The sequence below is a fragment of the Halotolerantifilum yawarlongkerapense genome (assembly GCF_054506745.1).
This window is the reverse complement of sequence record NZ_CP199719.1, coordinates 1770658-1794269: the sequence shown is the minus strand read 5'-3', so window position 1 is coordinate 1794269 and position 23612 is coordinate 1770658. Positions and strand designations below refer to the sequence as shown.

Annotated in this window: 22 protein-coding genes; 12 read left to right on the top strand and 10 right to left on the bottom strand. The window is 45.8% G+C overall.

Features of this window, described 5'->3' with window-relative positions; translation table 11 throughout:
• Positions 1 to 5 precede the first annotated feature (5 nt).
• The 8 genes from rsmG to rpmH form a co-directional block, all read right to left on the bottom strand.
• Positions 6 to 716 carry a 16S rRNA (guanine(527)-N(7))-methyltransferase RsmG gene (gene rsmG / locus ACULM0_RS08740; protein WP_463677167.1) on the bottom strand — a complete coding sequence of 237 codons (711 nt, stop codon included), beginning with the start codon at positions 714 to 716 and terminating at the stop codon, positions 6 to 8.
• The gene (gene mnmG / locus ACULM0_RS08735) at positions 709 to 2592 is read right to left on the bottom strand and encodes a tRNA uridine-5-carboxymethylaminomethyl(34) synthesis enzyme MnmG (RefSeq protein WP_463677166.1); all 1884 of its coding nucleotides are present in this window, start codon (positions 2590 to 2592) and stop codon (positions 709 to 711) included. Before mnmG ends, rsmG begins: the two co-directional genes overlap by 8 nt.
• Before the next feature lie 30 nt (positions 2593 to 2622).
• Positions 2623 to 3999, bottom strand: a complete 1377-nt coding sequence (gene mnmE / locus ACULM0_RS08730; RefSeq protein WP_463677165.1) for a tRNA uridine-5-carboxymethylaminomethyl(34) synthesis GTPase MnmE — start codon at positions 3997 to 3999, stop codon at positions 2623 to 2625.
• Positions 4000 to 4056: 57 nt separating this feature from the next.
• Entirely contained in the window at positions 4057 to 4689 is a 633-nt protein-coding gene (gene jag, locus ACULM0_RS08725) for an RNA-binding cell elongation regulator Jag/EloR (RefSeq protein ID WP_463677164.1), read from the bottom strand.
• A complete protein-coding gene (locus tag ACULM0_RS08720; RefSeq protein WP_463677163.1) occupies positions 4689 to 5390 on the bottom strand; it encodes a YidC/Oxa1 family membrane protein insertase in 702 nt (233 codons plus the stop codon). The genes jag and ACULM0_RS08720 overlap by 1 nt, the downstream gene beginning before the upstream one ends.
• Positions 5391 to 5402: 12 nt before the next feature.
• Positions 5403 to 5612 carry a membrane protein insertion efficiency factor YidD gene (gene yidD / locus ACULM0_RS08715; RefSeq protein WP_463677162.1) on the bottom strand — a complete coding sequence of 70 codons (210 nt, stop codon included), beginning with the start codon at positions 5610 to 5612 and terminating at the stop codon, positions 5403 to 5405.
• Positions 5613 to 5617: 5 nt separating this feature from the next.
• Positions 5618 to 5944 (bottom strand): ribonuclease P protein component, encoded by a 327-nt coding sequence (gene rnpA / locus ACULM0_RS08710; RefSeq protein ID WP_463677161.1) that lies wholly within the window; start codon positions 5942 to 5944, stop codon positions 5618 to 5620.
• Between the two features lie 66 nt (positions 5945 to 6010).
• Complete coding sequence (gene rpmH, locus ACULM0_RS08705; protein WP_463677160.1) at positions 6011 to 6145, bottom strand: 50S ribosomal protein L34; 135 nt, start codon at positions 6143 to 6145, stop codon at positions 6011 to 6013.
• Positions 6146 to 6632: 487 nt separating this feature from the next.
• Between rpmH and dnaA the strand changes: the two genes are divergently transcribed.
• From dnaA to gyrA, 6 genes are all read left to right on the top strand, one after another.
• Positions 6633 to 7964: a chromosomal replication initiator protein DnaA gene (dnaA, locus tag ACULM0_RS08700; protein WP_463677159.1), complete on the top strand. Its 1332-nt coding sequence runs from the start codon at positions 6633 to 6635 to the stop codon at positions 7962 to 7964.
• Between the two features lie 236 nt (positions 7965 to 8200).
• A complete protein-coding gene (dnaN, locus tag ACULM0_RS08695; RefSeq protein ID WP_463677158.1) occupies positions 8201 to 9307 on the top strand; it encodes a DNA polymerase III subunit beta in 1107 nt (368 codons plus the stop codon).
• Between the two features lie 36 nt (positions 9308 to 9343).
• On the top strand, positions 9344 to 9580 hold the full coding sequence (locus ACULM0_RS08690) for an RNA-binding S4 domain-containing protein (RefSeq protein WP_463677157.1): 237 nt from the start codon (positions 9344 to 9346) through the stop codon (positions 9578 to 9580).
• A gap of 9 nt (positions 9581 to 9589) precedes the next feature.
• Complete coding sequence (gene recF, locus ACULM0_RS08685) at positions 9590 to 10699, top strand: DNA replication/repair protein RecF (RefSeq protein ID WP_463677156.1); 1110 nt, start codon at positions 9590 to 9592, stop codon at positions 10697 to 10699.
• 12 nt (positions 10700 to 10711) lie between these two features.
• Positions 10712 to 12625: a DNA topoisomerase (ATP-hydrolyzing) subunit B gene (gyrB, locus tag ACULM0_RS08680; protein ID WP_463677155.1), complete on the top strand. Its 1914-nt coding sequence runs from the start codon at positions 10712 to 10714 to the stop codon at positions 12623 to 12625.
• Positions 12626 to 12639: 14 nt separating this feature from the next.
• Entirely contained in the window at positions 12640 to 15084 is a 2445-nt protein-coding gene (gene gyrA / locus ACULM0_RS08675) for a DNA gyrase subunit A (RefSeq protein ID WP_463677154.1), read from the top strand.
• A gap of 156 nt (positions 15085 to 15240) precedes the next feature.
• Here the strand turns inward: gyrA and ACULM0_RS08670 are convergent, their stop codons facing one another.
• Complete coding sequence (locus ACULM0_RS08670; RefSeq protein ID WP_463677153.1) at positions 15241 to 16827, bottom strand: hypothetical protein; 1587 nt, start codon at positions 16825 to 16827, stop codon at positions 15241 to 15243.
• Positions 16828 to 17035: 208 nt separating this feature from the next.
• Between ACULM0_RS08670 and ACULM0_RS08665 the strand changes: the two genes are divergently transcribed.
• The 4 genes from ACULM0_RS08665 to ACULM0_RS08650 all read left to right on the top strand — a co-directional run bounded on the left by ACULM0_RS08665 (position 17036) and on the right by ACULM0_RS08650 (position 20221).
• A complete protein-coding gene (locus ACULM0_RS08665) occupies positions 17036 to 17350 on the top strand; it encodes an STAS domain-containing protein (protein WP_463677152.1) in 315 nt (104 codons plus the stop codon).
• A gap of 35 nt (positions 17351 to 17385) precedes the next feature.
• Entirely contained in the window at positions 17386 to 17787 is a 402-nt protein-coding gene (locus ACULM0_RS08660) for an ATP-binding protein (protein WP_463677151.1), read from the top strand.
• A gap of 41 nt (positions 17788 to 17828) precedes the next feature.
• Positions 17829 to 18632 carry a SigB/SigF/SigG family RNA polymerase sigma factor gene (locus tag ACULM0_RS08655; protein ID WP_463677150.1) on the top strand — a complete coding sequence of 268 codons (804 nt, stop codon included), beginning with the start codon at positions 17829 to 17831 and terminating at the stop codon, positions 18630 to 18632.
• Between the two features lie 128 nt (positions 18633 to 18760).
• Positions 18761 to 20221: an IS91 family transposase gene (locus tag ACULM0_RS08650; RefSeq protein ID WP_463677149.1), complete on the top strand. Its 1461-nt coding sequence runs from the start codon at positions 18761 to 18763 to the stop codon at positions 20219 to 20221.
• Between the two features lie 115 nt (positions 20222 to 20336).
• Here the strand turns inward: ACULM0_RS08650 and trpS are convergent, their stop codons facing one another.
• Positions 20337 to 21320 carry a tryptophan--tRNA ligase gene (trpS, locus tag ACULM0_RS08645; protein ID WP_463677148.1) on the bottom strand — a complete coding sequence of 328 codons (984 nt, stop codon included), beginning with the start codon at positions 21318 to 21320 and terminating at the stop codon, positions 20337 to 20339.
• 133 nt (positions 21321 to 21453) lie between these two features.
• On the opposite strand from trpS, the gene ACULM0_RS08640 reads away from it, so the two are divergent.
• Positions 21454 to 22128, top strand: a complete 675-nt coding sequence (locus tag ACULM0_RS08640; protein WP_463677147.1) for a response regulator transcription factor — start codon at positions 21454 to 21456, stop codon at positions 22126 to 22128.
• Positions 22121 to 23533 (top strand): sensor histidine kinase, encoded by a 1413-nt coding sequence (locus tag ACULM0_RS08635; protein WP_463677146.1) that lies wholly within the window; start codon positions 22121 to 22123, stop codon positions 23531 to 23533. Before ACULM0_RS08640 ends, ACULM0_RS08635 begins: the two co-directional genes overlap by 8 nt.
• The last annotated feature ends 79 nt before the right edge of the window (positions 23534 to 23612 follow it).

The following is a 23612-nucleotide window of genomic DNA, read 5'->3' as shown; positions in this document are numbered from 1 at the left end:
CCCTTTTAGCAAATCGGTTGTTTGGATGGTGTTCCCGCTTTACGTGGATATTTTTTTGGTGTGGGTTTGACCTTTCGTATGATGATCAGTCGATTGATCATTTCAGAATCTGGCACCTTTTTTTCTCTGATCTCGACCAACTCTCCACCTAATGTGGCAATTGCTTTCTTCGCCTCTTGTATCTCATCATCTGTCTGCTGGCTCTTTAAGGCGAGAAAGACACCCCCTACCTTGAGAAAGGGAAGTGCATACTCCACGAGCACATTCAATGGAGCGACTGCCCTGGCCATGGCAGTATCATACTTTTCACGGTGAGTCTTCGAGCATGCCAAAATTTCTGCCCGCTCATGAACAGCATCACATTTTTCAAGAGCCAGTGAGTGAATAACCGCATCTAGAAAATCAATACGTTTGCGCAGTGAATCGAGGAGAGTGATCCGCATGCCAGGGGATACGATCTTGATCGGTAATGCGGGAAACCCGGCACCCGTACCAATATCGATGACTCGCTTCCCATCGAAGTACTCGCCTTCATATAAAGAGAGCGAATCGAGAAAATGTCTTCGCTCGATTGCCTCATCCTCCGTGATGGCCGTCAGATTCATTCGCTCGTTCCACTCTTGGAGTAGTAGACGATACAGATCGAACTGCTGGATCTGTTGGTCCGTCAACTGAATGTCTAGCGTTTCTGTTCCTTTCAGGAGTACTTTAGACATTCTCCCGCCTCCTTCTTTGCTCCAGCGCAACCATGAGCACCGAGATGTCAGCTGGTGAAACACCGGATATGCGAGATGCCTGTCCGATGTTCTCGGGTCGGATTGCCGACAACTTTTGCTTCGCCTCGATTCTCAGACCATCTATCAAATGATAATCGATATCCCCTGGTAATACTTTCTTCTCAAGTGATTTAAACTTCTTAATCTGAGCATTCTGCTTATCGATGTAACCTTCGTACTTAATTTCAATTTCACACTGTCTCCAGACTTCCACAGGAAGAACAGGACGTTCTGGATCAACAGGGGACAAATTTACATAATCCAACTCTGTTCTCTTCAACAACTGAGCAAGACTCTGAGAGGAATGAATCGATGCACTCCCCAGATGATCGGTAATCTGTTCGAAAGTTGCGGGCTTTACCATTGTTTCCTCGAGGCGTTTCCGTTCAGTTTCTACCAGTTCCATCTTCTTCAGATAACGCTGGTATCGCACCTCGGAGACCAGACCCATCTGGCGACCAAGAGGTGTCAACCGCTGGTCAGCATTGTCCTGCCGAAGAACAAGACGGTATTCCGCCCGAGAGGTCATCATTCGGTACGGTTCATTGGTACCCTTGGTAACGAGGTCATCGATCAACACACCAATGTATCCCTGGGAGCGATCCAAAATCAGCGGTTCCTGACTATCTAACTTTCTAGAAGCGTTGATCCCAGCCAACAAACCTTGGGCTGCAGCTTCTTCATAGCCAGAGCTACCGTTGAACTGACCGCATGCAAACAAATTTTCCACACTCTTTACCTCTAAGCTCAACTGAAGTGTTGTGGGATCAATGCAGTCGTATTCTATGGCATAGGCAGGCCGCATGACCTCAACTTTTTCTAACCCGGGTATTGTCCTCATGAACTCAACTTGTACGTCCAATGGAAGGGAGGTGCTCATTCCCTGGACATACATTTCATTCGTATCTTTTCCCTCGGGCTCGATGAACAACTGGTGACGATTCTTATCGGCAAAACGAGTGATTTTATCCTCGATGGACGGACAATAACGCGGTCCCGTCCCTTCGATCTCTCCACTGTACATAGCGGAACGCGAAATGTTCTCCAAGATCACGCCATGCGTGGTTTCGTTCGTATAACTCAAGTAACAGGGGAGTTCTTCAAATAGCAGCTGGTCATTCATAAAACTGAAGGGGATCCGTTCTTCATCTCCCCATTGGATGACCATTGCATCGGTGTTCAGTGTACGTTTGTTAATTCTTGCAGGCGTTCCTGTTTTAAAACGTCTCATAAGTATGCCCTGGTCTCTCAAGTTTTCCGTGAGCTTCTGCGAAGCGGCCAAGCCGTTAGGACCACTTTTGAACACCGAGGAGCCTATGAAAATCTTTCCACCCAGATAGGTACCGGTGGCAAGAATCACTGCCTTGGCATCATACCGAGCACCAAGTGCCGTGACCACACCCCCGACGCGCCCCTCTTCAATGATGAGCTCCGTAGCTTCAGCCTGCATGAGATCCAAGTTGATCTGGTTCTCAACAACCTTCTTCATTTCAATGTGATAGACCGTCTTATCCGCTTGGGCCCTCAAGGAGTGAACCGCCGGACCCTTGGAACTATTGAGCATTTTTGTCTGCAGTGTCGCCTTATCGATGGCCAATCCCATCTCGCCACCCAGAGCATCGATCTCACGAACCAGATGTCCTTTGCCCGTTCCGCCGATGGATGGATTACAGGGCATCATCGCGAGACTATCCAAATTGATAGACAACATCAGTGTACGCTTGCCGAGTCGTGCCGATGCTAATCCTGCTTCTACGCCAGCATGACCCGCACCGATCACGATCACATCATAAGCACCGGCATGAAAATTTTCCATTATACCTCATCTCCTGTATTCTTCTTGCAATCATTTGCCCAGGCAGAACTTACTGAAGATCGTTTCTAGTAGATCTTCTGCCACCGTATCACCGGATACTTCCCCTAATGCTGACAAACTCTCTTTCAGATCAATCTCGATAAGATCATAGGGAACGTTAGTTTCAGCTCCTGCTTTCGCGGTCCCAAGATGATCTTTGGCTCTGATCAGCGCACTCATTTGTCGGGCACTTGTCACAAAGGTATCTCCCGATTGCCATTCCAATCCACCATAGACCTCACGGGCAATGGCCTCTTCAACCTCTTCAATGCCAACAGCCTGTGTGAGGGATGTTTTGATAAGCGGATGATCACCCAACCGCGAGGCGATCAGTTCGAAATCAATCTTCTCACCAAGGTCCGTCTTGTTCACCACGACGATACCCTTGCGACCGTGCATCAAATCGATAATCTGACGATCCTCTTCGTCCATGGGTTCTGACGCATTGAGCACGAGAATCACGAGGTCTGCTTCGTTAAAAATGCGCTTGCTCCTCTCCACACCCATTCGCTCCACGGTGTCTTCCGTCTCACGAATACCAGCTGTATCGATGATTCGAACAGGTACACCTTTAATATTCAAATACTCTTCAATGACATCTCGCGTAGTCCCAGGAATACTGGTAACAATAGCGCGGGCTTCTTTCAAAAGTGCATTCAACAGAGAAGATTTCCCTACGTTGGGCTTTCCCACGATGGCCGTCTTTAAGCCGTCCCTGATGATTTTACCCGTTTCTCCAGACTGAATGAGATGATCTAGCTCTTTTGCTATCGCGTCCATTCCTTCGACCAGCTCGGCGTAGGTTATTTCCTCTATGTCTTCTTCAGGATAATCGATGCTCACTTGAAGATTAGCGATGAGCGTCAAGTAAGATTCCCGCAATCGGTGGATTCGGTCCGATAGATCGCCTTCTAGTTGGTCCATCGCTACATCAAAACCCTTCGTGGTCTTGGCTCTGATCAAATCCATCACGGCTTCCGCCTGAACAAGATCCAGTCGGCCATTTAAAAAAGCCCTTTTGGTGAACTCACCGGGTTCGGCTAGACGGGCCCCTTTTGTCAAAATCAAAGAAAGGAGACGTTGTATGGCCAGGTGTCCCCCGTGGCAATGGATTTCCACGATATCCTCACGTGTGTAGGTAGCAGGCCCTGCCATACGCACGGCATACACTTCATCGATTGTTTTCTCACGATCGACAATATGCCCGTAGATCATCTCCCGATTTCCAAAATGGTCGAGGGGTGCATCTTTACTGGGCACGAAGATTGCCCCGAGCACATCGAATGCCTCGGGTCCGCTGATCCGGATGATGCCAATGGCCGCTTCACCAATGGCCGTCGCAACCGCTGCAATGGTATCTTCGTACATATCCTCATTCCTCCTCAAAAAAATCAAACCCAGTCACTTGCGTACTGGGTCTTGGGCTTACTTTTTGTTTAAAGAGATGACGACTTTTCGGTAAGGTTCCTCTCCCTCACTACGGGTGCTCACGTGAGGATCACCCTGCAGGGTAGAGTGGATAATTCTCCGTTCGTATGGATTCATTGGTTCGAGAACAATGTCCTTACGTGTTTTTTTCGCCTTCCGAGCTAACTTCTTCGCCAAATTCATGAGCGTCTTCTCACGCTTCTCGCGATAGTTTTCTGTGTCCATGAATACTCGGATGTACTCTTTTCGGTCTTTGTTTACAGCTAGACTCACGAGATACTGCAGTGCATCGAGAGTCGTGCCACGCCGACCGATCAAGATCGCCATTTTATCCCCGCTTAAATTGATGGATAATTGTTCGTCATCAAGTTTCGCTTCTACGCGAACGTTCATCTTCATTTCACGAAAAATATCTTGTAGAAAAATTTCTGCAATCTCAAGCGGATCATCCTTGATGGAGACGCGAACGGTTGCATCTTTGGCGCCGATCAATCCGAAGAGACCTTTCGTCGGTTCTTCGATCACCTCAACATCTACTTGGTTCTCACTGGTCCCAAGTTCGATCAAGGCTAACTTGACGGCTTCTTCAATCGTACGAGAACTTTTGACGACTTCTTTTTTCTCTAGCATCACTCATCCTCCTTGGCCAGCTTCATGATCACTGCTTGCTGGGCCAATTGGAAAAAGTTACTGACCGTCCAATAGATCAGTAGGCCCGCTGCAAAGGTGCGGCCCCACACAAGGATGAGGACCGGCATAACCGTGTTCATCACTTTCATTTGAGAATTTGCTGCTGCGGGATTCGTGTTCATGAAATTCATCTGAACATACGTACTCGCCGCCGAAACAAAGGGCAAGATTCCTGGCAAAGTCAACAACCAAGCGGGGCCACTGGAGAAAACGTTAGAAAGCAGGTCCGGCTCGGCTAGATTTTTCATCCATAAGAACTGCACCCCGGTCGCGGCATTGGCGAGCGCTTCATTGCCACCGAAAACGTGGGTAGCTGGTTCCCTGAGAACGGCAAAAAGACCGAAAAGAATCGGTAATTGGATCAACAAGGGCAAGCATCCGCCCAATGGATTCACACTGTGCTGCTTATAAAGCTCCATGGTCTTTATGTTGAGCGTTTCCTTGTCGTTCTTGTATCGTTCTTGAAGTTCTTTTACTTTCGGTTGGATCTCGCTCATCGCCTTCGTACTCTTGACCTGAGATATCGAAAGAGGAATGAGCAGTACCTTCACGATGATCGTGAAGATCACGATCGACCATCCATAACTATGCACTACGCTAAAAATCAACCCGAGTAGTTTTCCCAAAGTTCCTGCTATCAAATCGTTATCCTCCTATTTAACCGGATCGTACCCACCCGGATGAAAGGGGTGGCACTTCAAAACCCGTTTGGCGCTTAGATAACTCCCTTTTGCAGCCCCATATTTCTCCACCGCCTCCACAGCATACTGTGAACACGTAGGATAAAATCTACAAGTTGGAGGTTTCAGCGGTGATACAACTTTTCGATACACATTCAAGCTGCTCAAAATCACGCGCTTCATCTTTCTCACCTGGCTTCCAGTTTCTTCAGTAGATGATTCACCGAGTTCTCGATATCGTGATATGTTGACCCTACACTAGCTACCCTAGCAATGAATATTATATCATATCCTACCGGTCCTTGCTTCACTCTCAAACGAAAAGCTTCTTTAATAAGTCGCTTCATTCGATTTCGCTTCACACTATTTCCGATTTTCTTGCTGACGGATAGTCCCAATCGATGGTAACCGAGGTTGTTCTTCAGAAAGTATATAACCAATCGTCGGTTCGCATATGACTTACCATGTCGGTACACGCGATTAAACTCTCGACTTGTCTTCAAACTTTCGATCATATGACGCGTTACCTCCAGTCAAATGCCAGCATTGATGAAAAAAAAGACCACCTTATTCATGCGGTCTTAAGCAGTCAAACTCTTTCTACCTCTTCTTCTTCTTCTCTTCAGAACGTTGCGTCCCGCCTTCGTCTTCATGCGCTTTCGAAAGCCGTGCTCTTTCTTACGTTGTCTTTTCTTAGGCTGGTAAGTCTGTTTCATCGTGACACCTCCTCGTTATGGACTCATCTATATCATGTTATTACATACAAAAACTCCGCTAAATCATTATACATGCTGGTTTTCGCCATGTCAACCGAGAAAATTGTCGTTCTATCCACAGGTGCATGCAGCTGCCGGCTTGTGGATAACTTCTAGTTTTTCATTGAAGATCATTCCCCTTTCTGATATGATATTATACACATGTGGATAACTCAAAAGCATCCAGATATCCACATTTTGCAGATATTTGTGAATAAACTTGTGGATAAGGTCCTAAATTGACTGATTTTTAGCGATTTTACCTGTGTATACTCTATACACAGGACGTGAACAAACCGCCATCGTTCACGAACACTCCACAGGTTATCCATAAATCTTTTTTTTTTGACCGTTTCTGTCGGCTATCCACATGATATCGCACTTTGTGTGGATAACTTCTTGATAGAACGCCTTTGGGAGGTGGACAACCTAGTTCGCTAGGAAAATTATGAGTACGCAATTAAAAGAAACGTGGGAAAAGACCCGGGATCTCATTAAAGCAGAACTTCGGGAGATCAGTTTTAACACTTGGATCCAGGAGATCAAACCGATCACCGTGGACGATACACATTACATCCTTTCTGTCACGAGTCCCTTTAATATGAACATCCTGACAGAGCGCTACATGAACCTCATTGAGAATGCGCTGATGGAGGTCACGGGAAAACACTGTACCGTAGAATTCATCGTGCAAGGAGAAGAACCCGAACCCATTCCATCGAAACAAGAGCGCCCCGAAGATCCACACGGTTTCGAAGTCCCCAATTTGAATCCGAAGTATGTTTTCGAAGAGTTTGTCATCGGGAACTCCAACAGCTTCGCTCATGCAGCTAGTTTGGCCGTTGCAGAATCTCCGGCAAAAGCCTACAACCCACTCTTTATTTACGGGGGCGTAGGGCTGGGCAAAACACACTTGATGCACGCCATAGGTCACTATATTCTTTCGAACAACCCCAATAGCCGCGTGGTCTATGTATCAAGCGAAAAATTCACCAATGAACTCATCAACTCGATTAAAGATGATAAGAACGAAGCATTCAGGAATAAATATCGAACGGTCGATGTACTCCTCGTGGATGATATCCAATTTATCGCAGGAAAAGAACGAACGCAGGAAGAGTTTTTCCATACCTTTAATACGCTACATGATGCAAACAAGCAGATTATCCTATCGAGTGATCGTCCTCCTAAGGAGATCCCTACGCTTGAAGATCGCTTGAGGTCACGATTCGAGTGGGGCTTGATCACGGATATCCAGCCCCCTGACTTTGAGACTAGAATCGCTATTCTGAAGAAGAAGTCGGAACATGACCACGTTTCGGTTCCCAGTGATGTACTCGAGTTCATCGCATCTAAAATCAAATCAAACATTCGTGAACTAGAAGGTGCCCTCAACCGGTTAGTGGCGTACGCTTCCCTTACCAATAAAGAGATCAGTGTCGATCTGGCCAATGAAGCGCTAAAAGATCTCATTACCCAGTCGAAGCCCAAAAAGATCAATGTTGATCTGATCCAAGAAATAGTGGCGAAGCAGTATCAGATTCGCGTCGAGGATTTTAGTTCACGCAAGCGAACGCGCACGATCGCATTTCCACGGCAAGTTGCCATGTACCTCTCTAGAGAATTGACCGATCTCTCTCTACCGAGAATCGGCGAACTCTTTGGCGGCAGGGATCACACGACCGTCATGCATGCACATGATAAGATTAGCACCGAGCTCAAGGACGACCAAAATCTAAAAGATTCTGTCGATCTCATTCTCAAAGAACTGAAGGGCTAGTGTTTTACACAATCCGCTGTTGATAAGATAGGGATGCATTGTGTATAAGTTCATCCTATGGATAAGTCGCTATTTATCCCACCGAACCCAAAAGTTATCCACAGGGTTTCCAATCGCTCTATCGCTTACAACATCTCACTTACAGCGGTTTTCAACAAATCCACAGCGCCTATTACTATGACTACTCACTTTCTTAATATATAATTAGATCGTCACGCGAGGAGGTTATCCACAAAATGCGTTTTTTCGTAAGCCAAATGATATTACAAAATGCAATAAATACCGTCTATCGAGCGATTAACCCAAAAGCACCTTCGGCTATTCTCACAGGCATCTATCTAGAGGCCAGAGAAGACCAAACACTGAAACTCATCGCATCTGATCTGAAGTTGGGCATAGAGATCGATATACCGGCTGAAGTCGAAGAACCGGGAAGTATCGTCGTCAATGCAAGATTGTTTAGTGATATCGTCAGAAAGCTTCCCAGTATTCAGTTGTATTTGGAAGTCAAAGAACACCACCTGCATATTCATGCAGATCACTCTGATTTCAATCTACTGATCAAAGAAGCTGATGAGTACCCATTATTACCACAGCTCGAAACGTCTACATCCATTACACTGGATAAGGGACTCTTCAATGATCTGATCAAAAAAACACATTTCGCGATTTCAACGGATGAAACACGACCGATTCTAACGGGTGCATTACTTGAAATGTCAAAAGACCGTTTGCACTTGGTGGCAGTCGATGGTTTTAGGATGGCAATGAAACGCATCAAGATATCCGGAGAGACGGAACGAAAAGCCGTTATACCTGGTAAAACCCTGGCCGAGCTATCCAAAATTCTAACCTCGGACGATGCGCAAGAAGAGATCACGCTGCATCTTTCAGACAAGCATGCCTTTGTAACCGTGGATAATGTCAAACTTACTACACGTTTACTTGAAGGTGAGTTCATCAATTATCGAGAAATCCTTCCCAATCAGTTCAAGACGGAAGTCACAGCAGATGTCAAAGCACTGCATGATGCTGTTGATCGTGTGGCGTTGCTAGCACGTGAAGGAAAGATGGGCTCTATCAAGTTTGAAATTGATGAGCACTACCTGACCTTATCGAGTAACGTGGAGACGGGTGATGCAACAGAAAAAATTCGGATCAACCACCAAGGTGGTCCACTCGTGATCGGATTCAACCCAAGCTATATTTTGGACGTCCTAAAGGCCATAGATTCTGAAAAAGTTCTGATGCGTTTCAACAACGCTATCAGCCCATGCATTCTGGAACCTGTGGACGACGATAATTTCACCAACCTCGTATTACCTGTTCGTCTGGCACAGTAACCAAGGCGAAGTAGGCATTACCGGAAGGAGCATTACATGCAAAGAATTCAGATAGAGACGGAAACGATTCGACTCGACCAATTTTTAAAACTATCTACCATCGCTGATTCAGGCGGCTTCGCCAAGTTACTCATCAAAGAAGGATTTGTTTCAGTCAATGGTGAGGTTTGTTTGCAGCGAGGAAAGAAGATTATTGCGGGTGATCAGATTCGATTGGAACTGCCAACAGAAGAGGGCGGTCACGAAGTTGTTACGCTCCTCGTCACACAGTAGGGTGATAGGATGTTCGTCCGCTCTTTAGCGCTCAAGGGGTTTCGAAACTATGATTTGCTAGAGCTCTCCTTAGATCCCGGTATCAATCTATTCATCGGGGACAATGCCCAGGGTAAAACCAATATTCTAGAGGCGATTTACGTTGGAGCGCATGGAAAATCCTTCAGAACGCGTAGGGATCAGGAGCTGATCCAACTGCAGAGTGATTTTGCTCATGTGAACCTTCATTTCCAGAAGAAGGAGAGAGACCAGCAACTGACCTATCATATCGATGCCCAAAAGAAAGTGTTTAAACTCAATGGCATGACCCTCGAAAAACGATCGGAACTGATCGGCAATCTGCTTGTCATCGTCTTCTCTCCAGAAGATCTTGAACTGATCAAGGGATCGCCCCAAGAACGCAGGCAGTTCATTGACCGGGAATTATCCTCGTTGAATCGATCCTATCTAAGGGATTTGATTGTTTACCATCAATACCTGGAACAAAGAAATGACTATCTTAAGAAGAAGACGATCGATGAGACCCTTGTCACGATCTATGATGAGCAGTTAGCAGAGCACGGAGCGAGGATCATTCTAGCAAGACGGGCCTTTATCGCACGACTCTCGACAATCGCGGAGCGAATCCAACGAGCGTTGACAAGCGGTGAAGAGGGCCTGTCGCTTTCGTATGTGACGAATCTATCGTTAACGGATGATGCAGACTATGATACAATCAAATATGGTCTTAAATCTGCTTTAACCAATCAGTTTTCCTCGGATCGCCAGAGGGGATACACCCAAAAGGGACCGCACCGAGATGATTTTAAGATTGCGATCAATGACCTAGAGGTTCGTACCTATGGGTCTCAGGGGCAGATACGCACAGCAGCACTCAGTCTCAAACTATCCGAAATCGAATGGATTGAACAGGATACCGGTGAGTCACCGATCCTATTGCTCGATGATGTTCTCAGTGAACTCGATCTGAGCAGACAACGCGATTTGATGCAATATACGGAAAAAGTACAGACAATCATCACCACCACGGATATAGACCTCATCTCTCCACACTTGCGCAAAGGGAAAGCCTTCACCATAGAGTCGGGGAGGATCACGCAACGAAGATCGTTTAGTTAACGGAGGTATTCAATGAGTAGTCAGCAGATAAACAGCGATTATAATGCCGAACAGATTCAGGTGCTCGAAGGATTAGAAGCCGTCAGAAGGCGTCCTGGTATGTATATCGGTTCCACCAGCGCCAGGGGACTACACCACTTGGTCTATGAAATCGTGGATAACAGTATCGATGAAGCGCTCGCCGGTTATTGTGATGAGATCGAAGTGATCATCGGTCGAGACAATACCATCAAGGTGAAGGACAATGGCCGTGGCATGCCGGTCGACCTACACGTAAAAGCCGGAAAACCAGCTGTAGAGGTCATTCATACCGTTCTACACGCAGGGGGAAAGTTTGGTGGCGGTGGATACAAGGTTTCCGGAGGACTGCATGGTGTCGGGGCTTCCGTAGTAAATGCCTTGAGCGAATGGTTCATCGTGGAAATCAATCGAAACGAACAGGTCTACCGCATCAAATTTGAACGGGGTGATACGGTAGAGCCTTTAGAAGTGGTCGGAGAAACGAATTACACGGGATCCACGACAATTTTTAAGCCCGATGCGACGATTTTTGACACCGTGGAGTTTGAATTTGATGTACTCAAGCACAGATTCCGAGAACTCGCTTTTTTGAACAAGGGTTTGAGTATTTCCTTGATCGATGAGCGTCACGATGAAATTGAAAAAGTACGTTTCAAGTACGAGGGTGGTATCAAGGAATTCGTAGAGTACCTGAACCGCAATCGAACCACGATCCAAGAGGATGTTTTTTACTACGAGGTCAACAACGATGGCAATGTGATCGAAATTGCCATGCAGTATACAGATGGCTACGCTGACAATGTCTTCAGTTTTGCAAACAACATCAACACTCACGAGGGTGGTACCCATCTGAGTGGTTTCAAAAGTTCTTTGACCCGCGTGATCAATGATTTTGCACGCAAGAAGAACTACCTCAAAGAAAAGGACACGAATTTTTCTGGTGAAGATGTTAGAGAGGGTCTTACGGCCATCATCAGCGTCAAAATCGAGGAACCGCAGTTTGAGGGACAGACGAAAACCAAACTGGGAAACAGTGAGATGCGCGGTTTTGTCGACTCGGCCACCACGGGTCTGCTCGAGCGTTTCTTGGAGGAACGTCCGGATGATGCGAAGGTGATCATCGATAAGTGCCTGAAATCACAACGTGCTCGGGAAGCTGCTCGCAAAGCTCGCGAATTAACCCGACGCAAGGGCTTGCTCGACGGACTCACATTACCCGGGAAGTTAGCCGATTGCCAGGAAAAGTCACCGGAACTTTCAGAAATCTACCTGGTCGAGGGTGATTCCGCAGGCGGTAGTGCTAAGCAGGGTCGAGATCGTAAGACACAGGCCATTCTTCCGCTCAGGGGCAAAATTCTTAATGTGGAAAAAGCCAACTTATCGCGTATTTTTAATTCAAATGAGATTCGCTCGATGATCACAGCTTTCGGCTGCAGTATTGGAGACGAGTTTGATTTAGAGAACCTTCGCTACCACAAGATCGTGATTATGACCGATGCCGATGTCGATGGTGCGCATATCCGTACGCTTCTGTTGACCTTTTTCTTCCGGTACATGAGACCGTTGATCGACAATGGACATATCTATATTGCTCAACCGCCTCTTTACAAAGTGAGCAAGGGCAAGTCGGTGTACTATACGTATTCCGATGCTCAGCTCGAAGAACTCTTGAAAGAAACAGGTAACCGTGTGGATATCCAGCGGTACAAGGGCCTTGGTGAGATGGACCCTGAACAGCTATGGGAAACGACGATGAATCCCGATGAGCGAACGCTGATCATGGTCAATATCGAAGATGCCGTTGAAGCGGATGTCATTTTTTCCACTTTGATGGGTGAAAAGGTAGAACCCAGAAGAGAGTTCATCGAAATGAATGCAAAATACGTCAAAAATCTTGATATTTAAGGGGTGAATAGAGTTTGAGTGAAATCATAGAAACCAATCGGGTGATAGACATCGATATCATCGATGAAATGAAAAAATCCTATATCGACTATGCGATGAGCGTAATCGTATCGAGGGCTCTTCCGGATATTCGCGATGGTCTGAAACCAGTTCATCGTCGTATCCTTTATGCGATGAAAGAACTGAACTTCACCCATGACAAGCCTCACAGAAAATCCGCGCGTATTGTCGGTGATGTCCTGGGTAAGTATCACCCTCACGGTGATTCATCGGTTTATAACGCGATGGTCCGTATGGCACAGGAATTCTCTATTCGGTATCCCCTGGTTGATGGTCATGGTAACTTCGGATCAATCGATGGTGATAGTGCTGCGGCTATGCGATATACAGAGGCCAGAATGTCGAAAATTGCGTCTGCTCTTCTAGCGGACATCGATAAAGAGACGATCGATTACCGCATGAACTTTGATGAGACGACCAAAGAACCGATCGTACTCCCGAGTCGATTCCCGAATCTTCTCGTCAATGGCTCCAATGGGATTGCCGTTGGTATGGCCACATCGATTCCTCCGCATAATCTTTCGGAAGTGATCGACGGTACCATCCACCTGATGGACCATCCCGATGCAACGGTTGAAGATCTGATGACCTTTATCAAGGGTCCTGACTTCCCAACCGGAGCCGAAATACTAGGCCTTTCGGGTATCAAGCGGGCTTACGAGAAAGGCCGTGGACGGATCAAATTGCGTTCAAAAGCGGAAATCGTTGAGATTCGCAGCGGAAAATCTGCCATTATCGTGTCGGAGATTCCTTACCAAACGAATAAATCGAAAATGCTCGAAGGTATCGCGGATCTCGTGAAGAACAAGAAAATCGACGGGATAACGGATCTGCGGGACGAGAGTGATCGAACGGGTATTCGTGTGGTGATCGAACTCCGTAAAGATGTAAACGCGAATGTGGTCTTGAATCAGCTTTATAAATACTCTCAGCTACAAACGACCTACAGCATCATTTTCATCGCACTCCTTAATGGGGAACCTCGGGTATTTAATTTAAAACAGATGTTGAATGCCTATATCGCCCATCAGAAGGATGTAGAAACACGTCGCGTTCGATTTGATTTGAGTAAGGCGGAGAAACGGGCCCATATACTCGAGGGTTTCATGATCGCCAACTCAAATATCGATGAGATTGTCGAATTGATCAAGTCATCGGACGATAAAGCCGAGGCACAGGTCAAATTGATCGACCGTTTCGATTTCACCGAGGAACAGGCCAATGCCATTCTAGAGATGCGATTGCATCGCCTCACGGGCCTCGAACGGGGTAAAATCGAAGACGAACTGAACGGTTTGAGAGAAGAAATCAAATACCTGAAGAGTATTCTGAACGATGAGGAGCTCTTATTCTCGGTAATCAAGGAACAACTGCTGGCGATCAAAGCGGACTACGGTGACGAACGACGCACCGAGTTGTCGGTCAATTTTGATGAGCTCGATATGGAATCCTTGATTGAAGAAGAGGATGTTGTGATCACCCTGACGCATGCGGGCTACATCAAACGGATGCCGATCACAGAGTACAACCTCCAAAAACGTGGCGGTAGGGGCAAGAGCGGTCTATCCACACGAGAAGAAGATTTTGTCGTTGATATATTCACTACTTCAACGCACGATCATCTGCTGTACTTTACCAATTTCGGGAAGGTCTACCGACAAAAAGCCTACCATATTCCCGAGTCGTCTCGGATGTCAAAGGGTACGGCGATCATCAACCTGCTACAACTTGATCGAGATGAGTATGTGACCAGTGTGGTACCTGTGAATGATTTTGAAGAAGGATACCTCACTCTGGTGACAGAAAAAGGTTTGATCAAGCGTACGTCGATCGATCAGTTCGATACGGATCGTAAAAATGGCCTGATAGCCATTCACCTCCGGGATGAAGATCGATTGATTGGCGTTAGGCGTACGACGGGCGACGATGATATGATTGTGGTGACAGCCGGTGGTATGGCCATTCGCTTCCACGAAACCGATGTCCGTGAAATGGGACGTGGTGCCATGGGTGTGAAGGCGATCAATCTCGCGGATGAAGATCTTGTCGTGAGCGTCGATCGAACAGATTCCTATCGATATTTGTTCGTCGCCAGTGAGAAGGGATACGGTAAACTCACAAAACTCGATGAGTATCGCTTCCAGAACCGCGGTGGAAAGGGACTTGTTACTTATAAACTGACAGAAAAAACCGGTCGTGTGATCGGTGCCATGGGCGTCATGGGCGATGAAGATCTGATGATCATCAATTCGGATGGCGTCTTGATCCGCATTTCTCTTCGGGATGTGGCCATATCTTCTAGAATCACCCAGGGAGTGAAGCTCATGAGAGCCGAAGGAAATACCAACCTTGTTTCGATGGCAAAAATCATTGAAGAAGAGGAAGAGAAAGATGTTTGAAAATAAAAACTAGGGGCATATAAGTAATATAGCCCCCTTTAATCAATGATATATGGTTTTGAACCCTTCGGATTTGTTGGGTTCATTTTTTTTTTTTTTGGATTTTTTCTCCAAGCGAAGGCACATGAAAAAAACTCCCGATCAAGGGAGTTTTTCTTAGATGACAAAATAGGGTGTGAAGATCAGTGTGAAGAGCAGGATATCAAAGATATAGAAGAAAACGAAGGATTTGATAAAGTGATGATCCTTTTCATAATAGAGCTTGAGGGCTAAGAGACTGAAGAGGGTCATAAAGGCGTGGACGAGTAGTCGACCGCCGATCGTGCCCATGAGCAGTGGAAAGCCTTCGAGTGTACCTTGGTTGATCAGATAGTAGAATTTTGTCGTGAGGTAGATGGCTATCGATAGAATGAGTAGTTTTTTTGGATTATCTTCCACCCAGTTCATCTTGAACATCGCGACGGGCAAGATGATAAAAATCACGGGTAAGATCATGAAGATACCTGGTACCAGACCGACGTAGAACAAGGGGAGGAAAGTGGTCAGTGTATTCAGCGCGATATTAACGAGTGTTTCGCTTTCGAGGCGGATACTGTTCTCGATGATCACGGGATGGTTGGAGGCAAGTTTAAGTGTCTTCCGTTGGGTCGTGCTGTCGGTGAAAAAGAGATAATCATATGCATCGACGGACAGATAGCGTGGATTTCCACTGGTCTCGATGGTTTTGCTCAAGGGTGTCGATGTAATTCTTTCTCCTTCGAGAGTCAAACGCAAGATGTTCGGGAAAATCTCATCTTTCTTAGATACATCGACGCGTCCCACATCGCTCTTACCAGATAGAATGATGGTGAAGGGATCACTGTAGTCGATGAGATAAGGATCCGGTGAGTAGATGTCCGTTTCAATTTCCAACGGTTCATTGGTGATCATCCCATTTTGATAATCATAGAGAAATGCATAGTTGGTATTGAACTTTGTGTATTTGAATAGGCTTAATATTTTGATGCTATCTTCTGTTTGCGCAATTTCTAGATTGAGAATCTTGATGGCATTCAAGAAGGTAAGGGATTCCGAATCACTTGATGTCTTTGCTCCTGCTGAGTAGGTGGATGCGTACAATCGGTACTCAGCATTCTCATAACCGATGAAGGCCAGGTGAATGGTATCATTATCGCTGATCAAAGCGTTCATGATCTCAACGCGCGTATCCAAGGTATCGACCGGATGACTCACTGCATAGTCGTAACGATAGAGATCCTGGTCTTGGATGTAAACAAAACCCAGGTTGCTAACCTCGCTGAAGCTAGTGATGTTAGCGAAGCTCTCGACGAGGACCATACGATCGTCCTCTAGCAGATAATGCTCGAGCATTTGGCTTCGGTAGAGAATCAGGTGTAGGCCGGAGGTGTCTTTCGCGAGATAGAGACTCTCCACTCGATCGCCCTGGTAGGGGAAAGAGGTGGTGCCGATCTCGACTGCCTCGAGATCATATTGTTTCCATATGATTTCGCCTTCCTCAAGATAGACAATTTCAAAGTGGTTTCCATTGTGCAGTACATCGAAATTATCATTGTAGAAACTCTCGTAATCTCCTCCCGTGGAATAATCGAAGAGATCGATCGATTGGCTCCAATTTTCACTGGGAAGTGACCGTGCATCTTGATAAAGAATAGAGAAGAGAAAAGTGAATGCCAAGATCAGGGCGATTACCAATAATGTTTTCCAACTTCTAAAAATTTTCATGCAACCCTCCATTTAACGACAAAATTCCCACGCGCACTTGGTTGAGGTGTGGTATTTCGTATCAGTATGTTATAATCAAATTATATAAAAAAAAGTGCGTTAAATTTCTTACAATTCCGAAATGAAAGAACATTCAAAATCAAAATATCTGTGTTTACCTCTGTGATGCAGGGGTATTTAGGTAAGAGTGCTAAGGGGGAAATAGAACATGGCTTTGAAGATAATCAAGAATTATGAAGAAAACCCGGGCTTTTGGCATGTCAAATTGATCGGGGACGTAGATATCGAAACCTCAGCAGACTTGAAGGAAACCTTCACCAAAGCGCTCGATGAGCAATTGGCTGAGATTAAAATCGATTGCGAAGATTTGAACTATATCGATAGTACGGGACTTGGTGTGATGATCAGTGCCCTGAAGCGAATCAAGGGTGAAGATCTCAATATAACCATTTACAATGCAAAATCAAATATTCTCAGACTCTTTAAAATTACGGGACTCGATAAGATTTTTATTTTGAGTTAGGGCATGGGATATCAAGAGAAGGGTGAAAGGTCATTATGAGTGATTCTGTACAGCTTAGACTACCGACTAAATCTGAATTCGTGAGTGTGGCCCGATTGACCGCTTCGGTATTTGCCAATCACCTCGGTTTTAATATCGAGGATATTGAAGATATCAAGGTTGCGGTTAGTGAGGCTTGTAATAACGCTGTCTTGCATTCGAAGATGGAAGAAGAGTACAATATTCGATTTGATGCGGAAGCCGACAGCATGGTGGTGGTGATTGAAGATCTGGGCAATGGTTTTGATATCGGAAATTATGAAGAACCGGATCTTACGAATCCTAAAGATGGAGGTCTCGGTATCTTTATCATGAAGTCTCTTATGGACGAGGTGACCATCGAAACGTATCCTGGAATGGGTACCATGATCAAGCTCATCAAGCGAGTGAATCAATAGCGATTACACAGATAGAGAGAGAAACAGGGGCTGATTCGAAGATGGACACTACGACTGCTTCACGTCAAAAGGATGGGAGCACCGCAGGGGATCTGAAGACGGTAGATAGCAAGGCACTTTTCCGGGCCTACAAAGAAACAAAAGATATGGCTATTCGAAATGAACTGATCGACCGTCATCTGTATATTGCGGAAATCCTTTCGAAAAAATATATTAACAAAGGAATCGACTATGAAGATATCTATCAAGTGGCTTCACTGGGTTTGATCTTTGCGATCGAACGGTATGATATCGATAGAGGTTTTGAGTTTTCCTCTTTTGCGACACCAACGATCATCGGCGAAATCAAAAAATACTTTCGCGATAAAGGTTGGTCTGTTCGTGTGCCGCGGCGCATCCAGGAACTGAGCAAGAAAATTAATGTTTCCAAGCAGAAGTTACAGCAAGAGCTGCAGCGGGTTCCTACTATTGGGGACATCGCTGATTTCTTACATTGTACCGAGGAACAGGTGATCGAGGCGATGGAAGCCTCACAGGTTTACACACCCAAATCGCTGGACATCTCTTTCGATAGTTCTGGAGATGACAAGGATATCCAGTTGATGGATATCGTGGGTGAGGAGGATCGTGAGTTTACTTTTATCGAAAATGAAGATTTTTTAAAGAAGTGCATGGAAAAACTGGACAAAGTAGAAGTGAAAATCATCTACGATCGCTTCTTCGAGAATAAGACCCAGATTGAAGTGGCTAGAGATCTCGATGTATCTCAAATGACCATCTCCAGGATGGAGAAAAAAATCATTAAGAAGTTCCGCAAGGAACTGAAGAAAATTGGAGAAATCTAAAAGGAACGGACCATCCATCGGTGGTCCGTTCCTTTTCTTGTAGCTTAGGAAATAGCATGCGCAAAGAGATGTGGATGAAATGAGAATAAGTAGTTGGCATCAGTAGAGAGGAAAGATAAACTGATACTATGAAAACAACTGTTGATGCCAAATACAGAATAAAAGATATCTTCAGGGATCACTTTGCAGACTTCTGGAAAGAAAATGCCCATAAGTTTCCAGAGTCGCAACGAGAGCAGATTCAATCTCAAGTGAAGAAGATGATCGAATGTGGAGATCCAAAAGGAGGGTATATCAAATATAAGTGTACCCATTGCGCCGAAGAAAAGATAATTGGATTCACCTGTAAAAGTAGGTTTTGTAATAGTTGTGGAAAGAGATATAGTGATGAATGGAGCGATAGGCAGCAGTCTAAACTGCTAGATGTGATCCATCGCCATTGTGTATTCACCATACCTGAGGAATTCAGAGCGCACTTTTTCTATAACAAGGACTGCTTAAAGGATTTGCAAGTCTTGGCGTGGGAAGTCGTTGAGGAAACCATCAACAGGGTGAATGGAAAAAATCGCGAAGCATATGACAGAAGAAAACGACGTAAGCAAAAAGGTTTACTGTGGCAAACTGGTATGATCAGCGTGGTTCATACCTTTGGTCGTGATTTAAAATACAATCCACATGTACATGCATTGATCCCTGAGATAAAGATGAAAGGCGATGAAATAGGTGAACTGAACTATTTCAACTACACGAGTTTTCGAAAGATCTGGCAATATAAGCTTATCCAATACATGATCAAGAAAAATCCCCATAAAAGTCGAGAGTACAGTGGCTATTTCAAACGATACAAAGACGGATTTTATGTTTATGCAGAGGGGAAAATGAAAAGTGCCAAGAAGAGCGCCCAGTATATTGGGCGCTACTTGGCACGACCAGCCATGGCAGAACACCGCATCATGGGGGTCACTGAGAGAGAAATCAGGTATTGGTATATTGATCATAAGAGCGAAAAACGAGAAGAGGTCACAGAAAGCATCCATACATTCATGGGCAAACTCGTTCAACATATCCCAATGAAAAATCAGAAGTTAGTCAGGCGCTATGGAATCTATTCAGGTAGAACTGCTTTGACGAGGAAAAGGATGTATGGTTTACAGCAATATATCAAAAGTGGCTACCAGCGGACCTATTATACAAGCAAAAGCTGGTGGAATAAAAGAGCATCGAAAATGAGTTATCGCCAAAGACTCATTCAAAACTTTTCAAAAGATCCGATGCGTTGTAAGAAATGTAAGCATGTGATGGAATTATGGGAGATATGGCATCCGAAGTATGGATTGATTTATGATGTAACAGAGAATTGTCTTACTATACCATCGAGGAGTGAAGAGAAATGGATGAACGAGAATACACCATCCCATTCGGAGCAGATGCACCAGTTGAGTATGTTCAGTTTCGATGCAAACGTTGTGGCTATGAAGAAGGAATCGATGCAGATATCGTCTACGAAATGTCTACACCAGAAAACTGCGATGAAAAGGGGAAACCCACTGCACTGTGTGTCAAGTGCAATGGGCTTATGGTACCCATAGACTAAATGAATAGTCTAATCACCGTGTAGGTTTTGATTTATTGCCGCCGAAGGCGGTTTTGTTCGCTTTTTGTCATTACTTGGGGTAGGAATTTGATGAATCCCTGCTCTTTTTTCTAGCCGATGTAAAAGCCAATTTTCTCTTTGGTGCGCGCCAGTACTTCGGCGCTGACGGCCTGAGCGCGTTCAGCGCCAGCCTTGAGGATTCTTTCTACTTCTCCACTCTCTAGAATTTCGTGGTAACGCTTCTGAATGGGTGCCAGCTCGTCCTGGATGATGGTGACGAGATCTTTTTTAAACTGACCGTAGCCTTGACCGGCGTAGGTCTTTTCGATCTCTTCAAAGCTTGTACCGGTGAATTCTGCGTATATGGTCATGAGGTTCGAGATGCCGGATTTGTTTTTGGGATCATAATGCACGCTCATGTCGCTGTCCGTTGTTGCTTTCATGATGGTCTTTTTGATTTTGTTCGGTGAATCCAGCAGTAAGATTTTGGCGTGGGGGTTTTCATCGCTCTTGGACATCTTGTTTTCCGGTTCATCGAAGGCCATGATCCTAGCGCCTTGCTTCGCGATCAAGGGTTCCGGAATAACAAAGGTTTCACCATAACGATTGTTGAACCGTTCTGCGACGTCTCTGGTCAACTCGAGGTGTTGCTTCTGATCGTTCCCTACAGGGACGTAGTGTGTGTCGTACAGGAGGATATCGGCGGCCATCAAAACGGGATACGTGTAAAGGCCAGTGCTCACGGATTCTTGCTTCTTCGATTTATCTTTAAACTGGGTCATTCGGCTCAATTCACCCATGTAGGTATAACACTGGAGATACCAGGCGAGTTCGGCATGGGCGGCTACATGGGATTGAACGAACAATGTCGATTTTTCGGGATCGATGCCTATCGCCAGATAGAGGGCCGCCAACTCCAATGTGGTTTGCCTTAACTGATCCGGATCCTGTGGAACCGTGATAGCATGGAGATCTACGATGCAATAGAAACAGTCTTTGTCAGCTTGTTGTGTAACGAAATTCCGCATTGTCACGTAATTTCCGAGATGAATTTGTCCGGTAGGCTGCACCCCGGAGAAAACACGTTTTTTCATGATTGTCCTCCTCGTTCATAGGATTGTATTGCCTACATTATAGCCGAAATCACAAGCCCCTTCAACTTGACACGAGATTGTCACGAAAATGAGGGTAAAATAAAAAGAGATAAAGAGAGGAGGGAAGAGACCTATGTTTACTGTTTTACTGGTTGAGGATGATCGACAACTGCAGCATATCGCAGTCAAGTATCTAGAGAACGCAGGCTTGCACTTGATCGTGGCGGGTTCTGTGGAAGAAGCCCAGGAGCTGATGCAGTTAAACGAAATCGATCTCTACCTCCTTGATGTGATGCTACCGGATGGCGAAGGATGGAGACTGCTCCGTGGGATCAGAGAAAGATCGCAGAAACCCGTGCTCATGCTAACGGCGCGTAGAGAAGAAGAAGACAAACTGATGGGTTTTGACCTTGGAGCCGATGATTACTTGACGAAACCTTTCTCAAATAAGGAGATGGTCGCTCGAGTGAAAGCACTTCTGAAGAGAAGCTATGGTACTGATGACCCTAATCAACTGGTGATGGGGATATTAACCTTAGATACCTCGGCACATGTGTTGAGAATCAACGATCGGCCGGTGGAGCTGACTGCCACAGAGCACGCCCTATTGTCCTTTCTGATGAAAAACGAACGGATCGCACTCTCGCGGGAGAAAATTCTCATAGCCGTCTGGGGGTTTGATTATGAGGGTGACGATCGTACCGTCGATACCCACATCAAGCGCTTGAGAAAGAAGATCGGAGAAGCGAGTGGTTATATACAGACGGTGAGGGGAACGGGGTACAAAATGGAGATCAACGATGCGTAGATCGCTGTCCTATCAACTGTTGCTATTGTTCATTCTTTTTGCAGTGCTTACCCACAGCTTGGGCTATCTTTTGATCACCTATTATCTACCGGATTATTATTACGATCAAACAGAAGATAGTCTGTCCGCTGAAGCTTCGACGGTGTTCGATCTCTACCGTGAGGACCAGTTGACGGAAGAGGTCATCGATAATCTGATCAGCCGCGTGAAGGGAAATATTTATCTGCTCGATGCTAGGGGAAATGTTCTCTTTTCCTCTCAGTATGTGGAGGCAACCAGGGGAAGGGGCATGGGAGCGATGAGTTCCCACCTACCTTCCGGGATCCAGCTCCCCAGGCAAGAGGAGGGGGTGCTCTTCTACGAGTGGCTCGATGGGCGAAGCGTGCGCTGGATGCTTTACGCAGAGCGTTCTGAAGCATACACCTTGGTTTTCCAAGTACCAACCGCTGATATTGAAGAGCCCATCTCAACCTTTCAGCGCTTCTATTTATGGCTATTGTTGTTGAATGCCCTGATCAGTATCCCTCTGGCGATCTTGTTCTCCAGGCGTTTCACTACACCCATCCGGAAACTAGATGAACTCGCGAATGCGCTGAAGGATCTCAGGTTCGACCGTCGGTACGAGGGAGACCGTCGTGACGAGCTCGGTCGTTTGGGAGAGACGTTCAATCTACTCGCCTCTTCTTTGGAAGAAACAATCAGAAAGCTCGAGCGAGAGTTGGCGAAAGAAAAGAAGATCGACCGCTTGCGCAAGCGATTCATCGCACAGGTGTCCCACGAAATGCAAACACCCATCGCGATCGTCAAAGGCTATCTGGAGATTCTGGAGGATGGTCTCTACAGTTCTCCAGAGGAGCGAGAGCATTATCACTTGTTGGTCCAGCGTGAAATGGACGCCATGAGCACGTTGATCGAGCAGATGCTTGAGCTTTCTAAGTTTGAGGCGGGCACGATGCAGTTGAATCTCAACCGTACCTTCTTCTGTGATTTTGTTGCCAAAGAGGTGGATAAATTCACCCCGATGGCTGAAGAAAAAGAAGTTTCCCTGATCTACGTTTCGCAAAGCAATCGAGAACTGATGATCGATCGGGAGCGAATGGTCCTCGTCGTCAATAACCTGATGCGAAATGCCATCGAGCATGTAGTGCCGGGTGGGGAAGTACGAGTGGGCTGTCGGGAGGAAAACCAATGGGTGGTGCTGACGGTATATAATGATGGGGATGCGATTGAAGAGAAAGACCAGTTACATCTTTTTGATTCCTTCTATAAGAGGGAGGGAAAAGACTCGGGGACTGGATTGGGCTTGGCCATTCTCAAGGAGATCATGACCCTTCATCACGGTAAATATGATGTGGTAAATCAACCCGGTGGTGTTCAGTTTAGCATCAGTTTAAAGGCGGAATAGTCCGTCTTTTTTATTTTTTGTTGTAATGAAAAAAGTTGATTGAAAAGGATTGACTTTCTCAAAAAATCCTGTATATTTA

Coding starts and splice junctions, on each gene's coding strand:
- ACULM0_RS08640 (WP_463677147.1), top strand. CDS start 21,454: ATGTTTACTGTTTTACTGGTTGAGGATGATCGACAACTGCAGCATATC.
- yidD (WP_463677162.1), bottom strand. CDS start 5,612: ATGAAGCGCGTGATTTTGAGCAGCTTGAATGTGTATCGAAAAGTTGTA.
- mnmE (WP_463677165.1), bottom strand. CDS start 3,999: ATGTACGAAGATACCATTGCAGCGGTTGCGACGGCCATTGGTGAAGCG.
- rpmH (WP_463677160.1), bottom strand. CDS start 6,145: ATGAAACAGACTTACCAGCCTAAGAAAAGACAACGTAAGAAAGAGCAC.
- jag (WP_463677164.1), bottom strand. CDS start 4,689: ATGCTAGAGAAAAAAGAAGTCGTCAAAAGTTCTCGTACGATTGAAGAA.
- ACULM0_RS08660 (WP_463677151.1), top strand. CDS start 17,386: ATGAGTGATTCTGTACAGCTTAGACTACCGACTAAATCTGAATTCGTG.
- dnaA (WP_463677159.1), top strand. CDS start 6,633: ATGAGTACGCAATTAAAAGAAACGTGGGAAAAGACCCGGGATCTCATT.
- ACULM0_RS08655 (WP_463677150.1), top strand. CDS start 17,829: ATGGACACTACGACTGCTTCACGTCAAAAGGATGGGAGCACCGCAGGG.
- ACULM0_RS08635 (WP_463677146.1), top strand. CDS start 22,121: ATGCGTAGATCGCTGTCCTATCAACTGTTGCTATTGTTCATTCTTTTT.
- ACULM0_RS08650 (WP_463677149.1), top strand. CDS start 18,761: ATGAAAACAACTGTTGATGCCAAATACAGAATAAAAGATATCTTCAGG.
- ACULM0_RS08670 (WP_463677153.1), bottom strand. CDS start 16,827: ATGAAAATTTTTAGAAGTTGGAAAACATTATTGGTAATCGCCCTGATC.
- recF (WP_463677156.1), top strand. CDS start 9,590: ATGTTCGTCCGCTCTTTAGCGCTCAAGGGGTTTCGAAACTATGATTTG.
- trpS (WP_463677148.1), bottom strand. CDS start 21,320: ATGAAAAAACGTGTTTTCTCCGGGGTGCAGCCTACCGGACAAATTCAT.
- ACULM0_RS08690 (WP_463677157.1), top strand. CDS start 9,344: ATGCAAAGAATTCAGATAGAGACGGAAACGATTCGACTCGACCAATTT.
- ACULM0_RS08665 (WP_463677152.1), top strand. CDS start 17,036: ATGGCTTTGAAGATAATCAAGAATTATGAAGAAAACCCGGGCTTTTGG.
- gyrB (WP_463677155.1), top strand. CDS start 10,712: ATGAGTAGTCAGCAGATAAACAGCGATTATAATGCCGAACAGATTCAG.
- rsmG (WP_463677167.1), bottom strand. CDS start 716: ATGTCTAAAGTACTCCTGAAAGGAACAGAAACGCTAGACATTCAGTTG.
- mnmG (WP_463677166.1), bottom strand. CDS start 2,592: ATGGAAAATTTTCATGCCGGTGCTTATGATGTGATCGTGATCGGTGCG.
- rnpA (WP_463677161.1), bottom strand. CDS start 5,944: ATGATCGAAAGTTTGAAGACAAGTCGAGAGTTTAATCGCGTGTACCGA.
- dnaN (WP_463677158.1), top strand. CDS start 8,201: ATGCGTTTTTTCGTAAGCCAAATGATATTACAAAATGCAATAAATACC.